This is a genomic window from Vibrio owensii CAIM 1854 = LMG 25443 (assembly GCF_000817815.1).
Taxonomy (GTDB): Bacteria; Pseudomonadota; Gammaproteobacteria; order Enterobacterales; family Vibrionaceae; genus Vibrio; species Vibrio owensii.
The window spans coordinates 105,687-117,745 of the sequence record NZ_JPRD01000020.1; the positions used below are offsets into that span (position 1 = coordinate 105,687).

10 protein-coding genes are annotated in these 12,059 nt (G+C 47.2%); 7 read left to right on the plus strand and 3 right to left on the minus strand.

All coding sequences use genetic code 11. From position 1 onward, the window contains the following. Window positions 1–17: 17 nt before the first annotated feature. Together H735_RS12865 and H735_RS12870 are read right to left on the minus strand one after the other, a co-directional pair. A complete protein-coding gene (locus H735_RS12865; protein ID WP_020195078.1) occupies window positions 18–2,558 on the minus strand; it encodes a glycosyl hydrolase family 18 protein in 2,541 nt (846 codons plus the stop codon). A 405-nt stretch (window positions 2,559–2,963) separates the two neighbouring features. Then, on the minus strand, window positions 2,964–3,467 hold the full coding sequence (locus H735_RS12870; RefSeq protein WP_005434722.1) for a DUF2850 domain-containing protein: 504 nt from the start codon (window positions 3,465–3,467) through the stop codon (window positions 2,964–2,966). A gap of 220 nt (window positions 3,468–3,687) precedes the next feature. On the opposite strand from H735_RS12870, the gene ppnP reads away from it, so the two are divergent. Both ppnP and H735_RS12880 read left to right on the plus strand, forming a co-directional pair. After that, a complete protein-coding gene (gene ppnP, locus H735_RS12875) occupies window positions 3,688–3,972 on the plus strand; it encodes a pyrimidine/purine nucleoside phosphorylase (RefSeq protein ID WP_005434752.1) in 285 nt (94 codons plus the stop codon). A gap of 139 nt (window positions 3,973–4,111) precedes the next feature. Further along, the gene (locus tag H735_RS12880; protein WP_020195079.1) at window positions 4,112–4,393 is read left to right on the plus strand and encodes a hypothetical protein; all 282 of its coding nucleotides are present in this window, start codon (window positions 4,112–4,114) and stop codon (window positions 4,391–4,393) included. A gap of 72 nt (window positions 4,394–4,465) precedes the next feature. On the opposite strand, the gene H735_RS12885 is transcribed toward H735_RS12880, so the two are convergent. Beyond that, a complete protein-coding gene (locus tag H735_RS12885) occupies window positions 4,466–5,656 on the minus strand; it encodes a GGDEF domain-containing protein (protein WP_020195080.1) in 1,191 nt (396 codons plus the stop codon). A 447-nt stretch (window positions 5,657–6,103) separates the two neighbouring features. Here H735_RS12885 and H735_RS12890 point away from each other — a divergent pair, with 447 nt between their 5' ends. From H735_RS12890 to H735_RS12910, 5 genes are all read left to right on the plus strand, one after another. Further along, window positions 6,104–7,429 carry a carbohydrate porin gene (locus H735_RS12890; RefSeq protein WP_020195081.1) on the plus strand — a complete coding sequence of 442 codons (1,326 nt, stop codon included), beginning with the start codon at window positions 6,104–6,106 and terminating at the stop codon, window positions 7,427–7,429. 419 nt (window positions 7,430–7,848) lie between these two features. After that, on the plus strand, window positions 7,849–8,853 hold the full coding sequence (locus H735_RS12895; protein WP_020195082.1) for a LacI family DNA-binding transcriptional regulator: 1,005 nt from the start codon (window positions 7,849–7,851) through the stop codon (window positions 8,851–8,853). 22 nt (window positions 8,854–8,875) lie between these two features. Next, the gene (locus H735_RS12900; RefSeq protein WP_020195083.1) at window positions 8,876–10,123 is read left to right on the plus strand and encodes an ABC transporter substrate-binding protein; all 1,248 of its coding nucleotides are present in this window, start codon (window positions 8,876–8,878) and stop codon (window positions 10,121–10,123) included. 60 nt (window positions 10,124–10,183) lie between these two features. Beyond that, window positions 10,184–11,173 (plus strand): carbohydrate ABC transporter permease, encoded by a 990-nt coding sequence (locus H735_RS12905; RefSeq protein ID WP_020195084.1) that lies wholly within the window; start codon window positions 10,184–10,186, stop codon window positions 11,171–11,173. Window position 11,174: 1 nt separating this feature from the next. Continuing rightward, window positions 11,175–12,059, plus strand: a complete 885-nt coding sequence (locus H735_RS12910) for a carbohydrate ABC transporter permease (protein ID WP_020195085.1) — start codon at window positions 11,175–11,177, stop codon at window positions 12,057–12,059.

A 12,059-nucleotide genomic window follows, 5' to 3' on the forward strand; every position in this document is an offset into this window, starting at 1 on the left:
AACGCTTTTAGCAGTGCTTAGTTACAGTTAGCTGGACCAACTTCTTTCCAAACACCCCATTCGCCAGATTGGCTAGGATCTTGGCCTTGAGTCCACCATTTCGCTTCCCAAGTCTTACCAGCATGTGTCACTTGGTCACCGCCGTTGTAAACTGTGCCAGCATCCCAAGCGTTAGTACATGTACCGCCGCCAGTAGTGTGCTTCGCAACCACAACGGTTGCTGTCGCTGTAGATGCCGCTTGACCGTCGCTTACGCTTACAGTGAAGCTTAGGCTAGTGTCTTGTGGGTACTCTGCTGCTGTGAATGTGACTTTTGCACCGTTAACCGTTGCGTTTAGACCTTGAGGTAGCGTCCAATCGAACGTTAGCGTGTCGTTGTCTGCATCGCTAGAAGCTGAAGCGTCAATCACAACCACATCACCTGCGTTTGCTGTTGCTGGTGCAGAAACCTGTGCAACTGGCACAGTGTTTGGTGGATCAATCACGCCCGCTGGCTTAACCGTTACTACAACAAGATCAGAAGCGGTTGCACCTTCGTTATCAGTGACAGTTAGCTTGAACGTTAGCTGCTCTTCAACGGTCACTTCTGCTACATCGAAGTTTGCTGTCGCTTCGTTCGCGCCAGATAGAGCCACTGCAGTACCAGATACTTGTTCCCAAGCGTAGCTTGCGATTGTGCCATCAGAGTCTGTTGAATTGCTGCCATCAAGTACAACACTTGCAGGACCTGTTACTGCTTGGTCTGCACCTGCTGCTGCCGTTGGTTTACGGTTTGGTTGAGGAACGACACTGCCTGCCATACCTTCGTGCATTGCATTCAGGATGTCGCCGTTATCTGCGTCAATTTCCCAAGAGAATAGACCTGCTAGACCCAGAGACTTCGCGTAGCTACCTTTTGCCAATACAGAGCGGTGGTCATCAAATGTGATCAGCTCACCAGTCGAACGGTTCCACACCCAAGGTGCTTCTGCTTGCGCATCGTAGCCATATTCAAAGCCGTTGATACCCGTATTGTTCGCACCTAGCATGAATGACTTAATGCCTTTGTAGTCAATCACGCCATCTTCCCAAACACCTTGAGCTGTGCTTCCTTTCAGTTTGCCTGTAGCAGTACCTGTCATTGGGTCATTTGGATCGGTTAGCGTATCCGGAGTTACGCCTTCCCAACCACGGCCGTACATTGCTGTACCTAGAACAAGTTTGTTCGCAGGAACGCCTTGCGCTAGTAGTAGTTGGATGCCGTTGTCAGCCGTGTAAGCTGGGCCTTTGTACGGTTCGCCGTTTTCATCAACACCGCTGCCGTCACACTGACCAGGACGCATAAATGAGCCACAGTAAAGTGCGGTTTGGTGACCAGGAACGTTGTTCCAACCGCCGTAGAAGTCGTATGTCATCGCGAAGATGTAGTCCATGTACTGAACTGCGTCTGCGTAATCAACGTCTTCAATTTTGTCGTAACCCACACCGATTGCTGAAGTTAGCTCGTAAGTACGGCCAGTTTCTGCTTCTAGCTCATCGAGCATTGCACGCAGCTCACGCATCAATGCGATGTATGCTGGGCCATCGTTTACTGGGTCGCCTTTATCTGCTGCAGCGCCGCCGCCACCTGGGAATTCCCAGTCGATGTCCACACCGTCGTAGAACTTCCACGTTTTCAGGAATTTCTTAACTGACGCGACAAACGTGTCACGGTTGGCTTTATCAACGAAATCGAAGAATGGGTCAGACAGTGTCCAACCACCGATAGATGGGATGATTTTTAGATCTGGGTTACGTTGTTTCAACGCCATTAGCATTGCGTAGTTACCCTTGATCGGCGTGCTGTACTCATGGCCTGCTTGCGCGAAGCTCTTTTGGTACGCAGCCCATGGGTCATGGATAACCACTTCGTAGTCGTTCACGCCGCGACACGCTGTTTGCAGTGCGTTGAAGCTGTTACCGCCAACCGATTTTACAGATTCGTTTGGACCACAAATTGGAATGAAGCCGTAAAGGATGTGCGTTAGGTTGTCGACTGGCATGTTGTCGACAGTGTAATCACGGCCGTAGATGCCCCATTCAACAAAGTACGTACCCATCACGACACTTGGGTCTGTGTTGTAGGTTTTGTTGTTCGGGTCAACATTCATGGTTAGAGGTGGTAAGTGAGAACCATCGGTATCTGCGATAGTAATCTCTACAGGTGCACTTTTAGCACAGCCTGTTGCATCACACGCTTCGATTTCCATTTGGTACAAACCACCTTGGCCGTACTCAAACGACGCTGTGGTTTGGCTACCAGTGATAGGGCCAGTTGCAACCTGAACACCATCAAAATAGATGTTGTAAGTGTCGCCAGATGTGCCGCTCCACTGGTTGAATTTCACGTTGATCTTGGCTAGTTCATGGTACTTAACCATGTCGTTGTAGCCAGATGTGGTTTCCATTGCCAACTCAATTTTAGAAAATTGCAGGTTGTTGGAACCGTACATATCGATACTTGGTGCGGTAGGAGCCGCGTTTGCAGCGCCAGATAATGCTAGGGCAACCCCAGCTGCACATAGGTTAAATCGAATCATAACTTCTCTCTCAATCCTTGAATTCATGTTCATTGACGAACATAAGCTGCTCCTGCGACAGAAAAGACAACCAATTCACACACTGTGCAAAAGCATCCCTTTGAGCATTTCAGAGGCTTATTTTTTTTCAAAAAAAAATAAATCAAGTTTCGACCGTGTTACCTAAATCTCACTACAAGAAACATACTTTTGCAGTGAAAATTCAATATCGAGCCAAGATTTTATAAATATTTTGCATGTGTTTAATTAATCGCTTACTCAGTTTGCATGCGTTATTTTGCGAGTGAAATTAAATTTTTATTATGCAATAGAGCAGGTTACGAGCAAAAGTGCTTGTTTCGTATACAGAAGATGTTTTGTTGGGAAAAGCGATTTGTAGACGAAGGCTAATTGATAGACCAAAAGCTATTTGCGGCTGAAATGTTCACTCAGAGCGGCACGACGTTTCGACGCTGCTCCTGTTTCTGAACCTTGAACAGTGTGTTCATAGCCTTTGAGAATGAAACGTTGATCGGGCAAGCGTGGTTCGATGCGGCGAATTTGTGGAGAGAGGTGGGAGCCGGACAGCTGGTACTCTGTCATTCCCAATCCTGTGTTGAGGGTGACCACTTTGCCGTCAAACTCGAATTGCGTTGCGATGAGGCGATGGTTACGAAAAACTCCGTCGGGTGTAAAAGAAAGCTGCTCGGTTTGATATGGTGGCGCACCAATCTCAATCCACTCCCCATAGACTTTATCCGGATCAATGTAATCCAAATAAGAAGCATAAAGCTGATAGCTAATCACACCAGCCAATGCGCAGCCGAACAGAGCAAAGCCCCCTTTGATGATTTTGAACTGATGACGAGCCCAAAATGAGGGTTGCGGTTCTGGCTTCTGATTGCGTTTACGGCGCGGTGTTGTGGTCATGATCCCTGCTTACTTTCCTTTTTTATTATGGTGAGAAGCTTAAGCCGCAAAAACAAACAATCTTGCCTTTGAGACGGTGAAATTATGATCTGATGTCCACTTTTACATTCCGAAACACAGTTATTGAGAATTTAGCCTTTAACGAAAGGTCAATGTAGAGACTTGAGTCGTAAACCGAAACAGGGTAAAAAAGAGCTGATTTTTGATAAGGAAACCAATAATGAGTATTAAGGAAAACAGTTATTTTGCTGGTGGCGTAAAGTCACTGGGTTTTAACCAACAAGGACAGGACGTAAGTGTTGGTGTGATGTTGCCAGGTGAGTATACGTTTGGCACTCAAGCGCCAGAGCGCATGAGCGTTGTCAAAGGTGCATTGATTGTAAAGAAAGCCGGCGACGTTGATTGGGTAACTTACAACAGCGGTGAGTTCTTTGAGGTAGAAGGCAACTCATCATTTGAGCTGCAAGTAAAAGACGCAACGGCGTACTTGTGTGAGTACCTATAAGCGACAAACAGAATTGAAATGAAAGCCACCTTCGGGTGGCTTTTTTCATGCATCTTGTTCAGATGCAAAGGTTTTTAGCAACAAACTGATAACTTTGTATATACTTAAGATAGGTGCACCCATCAACAAGGAGGAAGTGATGGCAGTACAACCTAAACATTCTGATCTCCCTCCTCGCTATGAGGCGACAGAATTTACAAAAGAACAGAGACACCGCTTTACGAAAGTGGCCAATGCAGCTCAAAAACGCCGTGCTTTCTATAAGCGTGCGATCGAAAACAGCTTGGTCGGTAAATTAAAAGAGCGAGCGCTCAAGCCTGTTATTCCACCAAAAGAAGACAAACCGAGTAAAACGCGCCAAGTCATATGGTTGCTCACCTTTCTACTTGGCGGTTTGTGGGCGATGTACATGTTCGCTTAATGTAAGTGGTCGTTGCCTTTCCTCTATTGGCAAGTACAAGCCAGTTCGCAAATACGTGCCAATCGACATTTCTTACAAGCTTGCGTCACGTTGAAGAGACGTGACGTTTTCACTGCCCATTGCTCCAACCAACGAATGCCTTTGATGGCGCAACTCTTCTGCGTGTGAGCAGTGCTCATAATATGCGTACTGGTTTTTGCCTGTGTGTTTGGCTGCGTACATGGCTTTATCTGCGCAACGTGTTAGCTCAGACAGGTCATTGGCATCTTGATGGTAAATCGCGACCCCAATACTCATGGTCAACTCGTTGATGTTGTCTTCCGAGTGGTAGCCTTTTTGGAACAAGTTGACGATGCGATCCATGATTCGGTCTAAATCTTTTTTGCTGCGCACATCGTAAAGCATCAACACAAACTCATCCCCAGCAAAGCGCGCAATCGAATAGTCGTGCTTATCCGTCTTTCTGTCTTTATTACGAATGTTGTTTTTCAGGCGTGTCGCAAAGTGTTTTAACACGCGGTCGCCGACATCGTGTCCGTAGTTGTCGTTAATGTGCTTGAAGTTATCGATATCGAGGAAAACCAGAGCAGTGACAGTATTGCTTTGAGTTTGATCTAATTCTTCCAGTTTTGCGCGTGCCCAAGTTTCAAAGCTCCAACGGTTGGCAAGGCCCGTTAATTGGTCGAGATAGGCGAGTTCTTCAATCCCTTCGCGATAAAGGGTCTGAATGTAGTTCACTACTTTTGAGTAGTAGTAAGAGAAGGTATGACAAACAAAGCAAATCGCCACAAGGGTGAACATAAAGCGGCGTTCGGTCATCTCGCTAGCAGTTGGCACACTCTCTAAAAAGGTTAAACCGAAAAAGATGATGAGAGTGTAGGTGACACTGAACAGCAAGCCGACTTTGAATTCGTTAATCAGAATGATGGCGGCAACAATGGGGTAAAGCCACAACAAACGACCCGATGGCGCGTCGTTATAAAGCAGCAACAGAAGACCATCGAACATCAACACGCCGGTGAGCAACAAGTCGGCGTATTGGTGATGACCTCGAACCTTGATCAGATAACCGATGGTGAGACACGCAATAGAGCACAGCCCGATTAACAAGCTGAGTCCCCAATTCCCTTGCAGATAGTGCACGATAGACCCGTACGCTAAGAATGCGGTGGCAATGCTAGAACAGAGAAATACGATCTTCTTCTTTCTTGTCGATCGGATATCCGCCATTTCCTCTAGGCGTGCTCCGGCCAATTTCGACATTATGTTTCCCTACTTAAGAATTACTTAGTGCCTATTCTAGGTGGTAATTTAGTGCTACATGGAATAGCAAAGCGTTTAAATGTGATATGAGTCATGTTTACTATTGGTGTGAGTTATTGAATTTGTAAGAAATTTACGGTGTGTGAAAATTTTCAGGATTATGAAATGTTTCATACGATCAGGCATAAATTGCGCTTATTTTGAACAGATTTACGTGATAGCACTTAAACAATTCGGTGAAATGAAAGCGATTTCAAAATGTGAACGACAAAGTGGTTTTTTATAAGTACATGATTCTAAGAAAGAAAAATCATGTTGAGTTTCATGCGTTGTTTCATGTCATTTTGAATGCGATTGCCATGTGAAGCGGTAGCGGCTTTTCAAACGTTTCATTCCTTAAGATCCCTATTGAAATAATTACACCTACAAAAAACTTAGGGAAATCACATGAAAAACTTAAAGGTTTTACCTCTCGCTCTTGCAGTGGCCACTTCGCTTGCTTCTCTCTCAACTTTTGCTGCCGATTCTGATGTAGAAGCTTTGGAAAAACGAATTCAGGAGTTGGAAAATCGTATTGACCCAACTTATGTGGACAACCAGCAACCTGCTGTTCTCACTCCAGAAATCGAGATTCCACTTGGCGTTGTTTTCTCCGGTTATGCGCGTTATGGCGCACATTACCAAGCTGGCGACGAGAAGTACGTAATGGTGGATGGTTCGTTCAACGGATCATCGGCAATTGGTCGTTTGGGTAACGAAGGCAACGGCGGCGAATTCCAGTTTGGTAAGGCATTCAAGAGCGACAGCGGCGCGATCTGGGATGTGGTGGTGATGTTCGACCATTGGGGCGACGAAGTGAACGTGAAAAAAGCGTACGCAGGCGTAACCAATGTGCTTGAAAGCCAACCTAATGCTTACATCTGGGCGGGTCGTGATTTCCACCAACGTCCACAACAAGGCATCAATGACTACTTCTGGATGATGCATGATGGCCAAGGCGGTGGTGTCAACAACCTTGAACTTGGCTCGGCTAAGCTTGATTTCGGTGTGGTGGGATCGGTTGACAGTTGTAGTCCTGAAATCACTCCGGGAGCGAACCCTTCTATCTCATGTACGGGTGGTGCAGGTACGGGTGACAGCGGCGCGTATGCATTCACTTCTAAGTTGCACGGCATTGATATGGGCTTTGCTGATTTAGAACTTTACGCGAACTATGGTTTTGATTCTGAAGCCATTGAAAGTTCTGAACACATTGACGCATACCAATTGGGTGCGGTGATTTCTCGTGCACATGACAGTGGTTCAAACCGCTTAGTGTTGCGTTACTCTGACAATGCCGACAACGGCGTATTCTGGAAAACAGAAGACTTAACAACCATCTACGCGAGTTTCGAAGGTAACGCAGACATCGGTGAAAGTGCTGCGGTTGAATACCTATTGGCGTACCACGATTACTCAATTGACGGCTCAAATGCTTTGGAAGACGAGCGTACCAACTACAGTGCGATCGTACGTCCGATGTACTTCTGGAATGATGTGCACTCAACGTGGCTAGAAGCGGGTTACCAAATGGTTGACTACGCACGTGCTGATGACGACAACACAGGTTGGAAAGTGACGTTATCTCAAAACATCGCGTTTGATTGGGGCGCGGGTGCTCGTCCGATGCTGCGCTTCTACGCAACAGTGGGTGAAGTGGATAACAAAGCGACCAACAACGATCCTAAGCAAGATACGGTTAGCTTAGGTGCGATGTGGGAAGCTTGGTGGTAAGCCATCTCAAACTACACTCTTAACTCTCTCTATTTAGTCATGGCGCTCATTGCAGCCAGTTGAGCGCCAAACTGTCCATTCTTAACCCTATTTTGAGTCGCATTTGCGGCTCTTTTTTTTGTTTCTCGCTCGCCGTTTTTGGTTCATGAATCGATATTAAAGAGTTGTGAAATCAATGCCTTTGCTTGGTTTTATTTGAGCGTGAAATAACCACCTCATGAAACAGTTTCATGGCATGAAACGAAACTGCCAACCGCTTCATTCTTTCTGATATTGCCCGTATTTAAAGGGATTTCGGTGTGATTTCTCTCACGATAACCCCTAGGTGGATCAGAAATACTAGCTGCCATGAAAGCGGTTTCGAGCAAGTTATCTCGAAGCAGAATTGAATCTTGAGGCTCAGGTAGAAGAGGTTTCTTGTGGCGACGATTAAAGATGTATCTGAATACGCAGGGGTTTCTCAGGCGACGGTTTCTCGCGTGATCAACGGCACCAGCCGAGTGAGTCACGATAAGAAGCTGAAAGTTGAGAAAGCGATTCAAGAACTTGGCTATCGTCCGAACTCGATCGCTCAGGCATTAGCGTCTAGCCGCACCGGCAGCATTGGCATCATCGTGCCAGAGCTTGGTGGTCCTTTTTACTCTGGCATTTTGCACAGCATGGAAGAACGTTTGCGTCGTTTTGGTTATCACGTTGTGGTGACGGCAGGTTCTAACTCGGAGCAAAGCCAGCGTGAATCTGTGGAGTTCCTGCTTGGACGTCGTGTCGATGCCATGATTTTGCACGCACAAAACCTGACTGATGATTATCTCATCGATCTAAAAGAGAAGGGCATTCCAGTGGTGTTAGTTAACCGCTTCATCCCTGAAATGGCGCAAAGCTGTATTGAGATCGATAACGAATTTGGTGGCCAGTTGGCGACCGAATACTTGTTGCGAATGGGGCATCGCAACATAGCGTGTATCACCGGTCCTCTGGACAAATCTGACGCACGGGGGCGTCTACAAGGTTACCGCAAGGCTCTTGAAGAAGCGGGAATCGAGTATGACGAAGCGTTGGTGTCCGAGGCCGGCTTTACCGAAGAGTCTGGGGAAAGCGCAATGCGCAAGCTGTTGAAGCGCGATTGTCATTTTACTGCCGTATTTGCCTGTAACGATCACATGGCTTTCGGTGCTTACGAAGTGCTGAAAGCTCATGGTGTTGACGTTCCAGAGCAAATCTCCCTTGTGGGGTTCGATGACATTTTGTTTGCGCGTTACCTCACGCCAGCCCTAACCACAGTTAACTTCCCTATTGAGCAAATGAGTGCTGAGGCTGTCCAGCTCGTGATTCAAATTCTCAATAAAAACAAACGAGATGTGAACTTCAAACTGTCGCCGAATTTGGTGCCGAGAAGTTCAGTCAAGGAACTGCATACCCTATAAAACGATAATTAAGGACAACAACATGAAACTGAAAACTTTGACGCTTGCGATGACCGCTGCCTTGGGTGTTGCTGCAACGGTAAACGCGGCTGACGAAACCAAAATTCGCTTCGATGGTTTCCCTGATTTCGATAGCAGCTTGAAAGTTCTGCTACCGGATTTCGAGAAAGAAACCGGCATTAAAGTGGATTACCTGATGAATAACCACGGTGACCACCATACGAAGCTGACTACTAACTTGGCGACGGGCTCTGGCGCAGGGGATGTGATTGTTGTTGATGTAGAAAAAATTGGTCCATTCGTTGCTTCGGGCGGCTTAGTCAATCTGTCTGAAAAATACGGCGCAGACAAATACGCAGAAAGCTTTGCGCCTTATGCATGGGCACAAGGTAAAGGTGCTGACGGTGATGTGTATGGTATGCCAGTCGACCTAGGTCCGGGTGTCATGTACTACCGCACAGACATTTTCGAAAAAGCGGGCATTGATATCAACGAAGCGATCAAAGATTGGGATTCTTACATTGCAGCAGGTGAAAAATTGAAACAACAAAACGTTCAATTGATCGCGTCGGCTGCGGATGTGGCACAAGCGATCATCTTCACCACAGTACCTGAAGGTGAAGGTCTTTACTTCGACAAAGACGACAATCCAGTCGTGACCTCTGAGCGCTTTGTTCACGCGTTTGAAGTGGCGAAAGAAATCCGTGACAAAGGTTTGGATGGTCGCATCCTTGCGTGGTCAAACGAATGGTACGAAGGCTTCCGTAACGGCACATTCGCCACTCAGCTTTCTGGTGCTTGGCTACTTGGTCACCTAAACAACTGGATTGCGCCTGAAACTGCAGGCAGCTGGGGCGTATCTAACCTTCCTGATGGTATTTACGGTAGCTGGGGCGGTTCATTCCTATCGATACCAACCCAATCTAAGCATCAAGACGAGGCTTGGAAGCTGATCGAATACATGACAACGAAGCGTGATATTCAGCTTAAACACTTCGAAACCATCGCAGCATTCCCTGCAAACACCACGACTTACGACGACCCAATGTTCGAAGAGAAAATCGAATTCCTAGGTGGTCAGCAAGCGCGCCTACTGTTTGCTGAAGTGGCACAAAACATCAAGCCAGTGGCACCAGCAAAAGGCGACCACGTTGCTCGCTCTATCATCCTAGAAAACGCACTGATGGAAGTGTTGGATGAAGGCAAAGACATTGAAACGGCATTGAAAGAAGCGGAACGCATGATTAAGCGCCGCACCCGTAATTTGTAAGCAATTCGCCATTTGGTAAGCAAGGAGGGCGACGTGCCCTCCTGATTAGAGGTCGTTACTATGAATCATGCAGCGAGCAAGGTTATGGAAACATCAGAGCGTGAGAGCATTTTTTCTCGTCTAAGTTTGAAAGCGCTTACACCGTATGGATTCCTACTGCCGTTTTTGATTATTTTTTCTGTTTTCGGGATCTTCCCGTTACTGTTTTCTATTTTTCTTTCTTTCCATGAGTGGAACCCAGTCGAAGGCTTGGGTGCGATGGATTACGTCGGGCTAGAGAACTACCACATCGCTCTGACTGACCCGTGGCTGTGGCGCTCACTGAAGAACACGCTTTGGCTAGCGATTACATCGGGCGTCGCGCAGCACTTGGTTGCTCTACCTGTGGCGTACATTTTGGTGTCTTTGGGTGACCGTTTCCGCCACTGGTTAACGTCGGCTTACTTCCTACCGTTCATCACATCTACGGTGGCAGCGTCGCTTATCTTCTTCAACATGTACTCACCAAACTCAGGGATCATCAACCAAAGCTTAATGGCTCTGGCAGACAGCACGCTTTTTGGTTGGGCATTTTCTTGGGTTAACGATTTCCAACCAATCCGTTGGTTAGATGATGCCACCATGGTGAAGCCTTCTATCGCCATCATGGTGTTTTGGAAATACACCGGTTTCAACATCGTGCTTTACACCACGGGCTTGATGACGATTCCTAAAGACATCTTAGAAGCGGCACGCATGGACGGTGCAAACGCATGGCGTCGTTTCTGGAGCATTTCGCTGCCAATGATTCGTCCATTCATCTTCTTTGCGGTCACCATGACCATCATCGGTAACTTGCAGCTGTTCGAAGAACCTTTCGTCCTAACGCGCGGTACGGGTGGTACAGGTCAGTCTGGTTTAACCATCTCTATGTACCTCTACAAAGTGGGTTGGGAATGGTTAGAGATGGGCACAGCGTCAGCGATTTCATGGCTGCTGTTTACCTTGATTGCAGGCTGTACAGCAATTCAATTCTTCTTCTTCGGTAAGAAAGGTCTAGGGGAGCAATAAGATGAACACTACTACCTTATCTGCGGCGCAGCGTTGGCGTCCAAGCGACCGCAGCATCGAGATCTTTACCAAGATATTGATGGTGATGCTCGGCACTGTGTTGGTGGTGTCTGCCATCATGACCGTATTCCCGTTCATTTGGTCGGCGTTGCTATCGACGCGTGACCGTACTGAAATCTTCGGCACAGGCATCAGCTTTGCGATTGGTGACAGCCTCGCGGTGAACTACGCAAAGCTACTGGAAATCATGCCGTTTTGGCAGGCGATGTTTAACTCAATTTACATTGCTTTCCTAGGCACCACGATTTCACTGCTGTTTTGTAGCATGGGCGGTTACGCGTTTGCGGTGTACAAGTTCAAGGGCAAAAACTTGCTGTTTGGCATGCTGGTTGGCTCGATGATGATTCCACCTGTACTGAGCTTGATCCCGTACTTCATGATCGTGAAATTCCTCGGCTTGCTCGATAACCACCTTGCCGTTTGGTTACCGTTCACGACCACACCATTTGGCATCTTCTTGATGCGTCAGCACGTAGTGGCATCGATTCCGAAAGAGCTGTTAGAAGCAGCGAAGCTCGATGGCGCGGGTGAATTTAGAACTTACTGGAGCGTGGTATTGCCACTGATGAAACCGGCGCTCGCAACCCTAGCTATCGTGCAGTTTGTCTTCTTCTGGAACATGTTTATGCAGCCACTTGTGGTACTGACAACGCCAGAAAACTACGTGATTACGCAGGCACTGCGAAGCGTGCAGGGCATTCCGAATACGCCGTGGGGAGCGGTGATGCTCGGAACCACCATCTCCATTTTACCGTTAGTGATTACTTACTTATTTGCCTCAAAACAGATGATCAGCGGCTTGACCTCTGGTGCCGTCAAGGGCTAA

Bases quoted from the DNA above. Each gene is read 5' to 3' on its own strand.
- H735_RS12865 (WP_020195078.1), bottom strand. From the start codon at position 2,558: ATGATTCGATTTAACCTATGTGCAGCTGGGGTTGCCCTAGCATTATCT.
- H735_RS12870 (WP_005434722.1), bottom strand. From the start codon at position 3,467: ATGACCACAACACCGCGCCGTAAACGCAATCAGAAGCCAGAACCGCAA.
- ppnP (WP_005434752.1), top strand. From the start codon at position 3,688: ATGAGTATTAAGGAAAACAGTTATTTTGCTGGTGGCGTAAAGTCACTG.
- H735_RS12880 (WP_020195079.1), top strand. From the start codon at position 4,112: ATGGCAGTACAACCTAAACATTCTGATCTCCCTCCTCGCTATGAGGCG.
- H735_RS12885 (WP_020195080.1), bottom strand. From the start codon at position 5,656: ATGTCGAAATTGGCCGGAGCACGCCTAGAGGAAATGGCGGATATCCGA.
- H735_RS12890 (WP_020195081.1), top strand. From the start codon at position 6,104: ATGAAAAACTTAAAGGTTTTACCTCTCGCTCTTGCAGTGGCCACTTCG.
- H735_RS12900 (WP_020195083.1), top strand. From the start codon at position 8,876: ATGAAACTGAAAACTTTGACGCTTGCGATGACCGCTGCCTTGGGTGTT.
- H735_RS12905 (WP_020195084.1), top strand. From the start codon at position 10,184: ATGAATCATGCAGCGAGCAAGGTTATGGAAACATCAGAGCGTGAGAGC.
- H735_RS12910 (WP_020195085.1), top strand. From the start codon at position 11,175: ATGAACACTACTACCTTATCTGCGGCGCAGCGTTGGCGTCCAAGCGAC.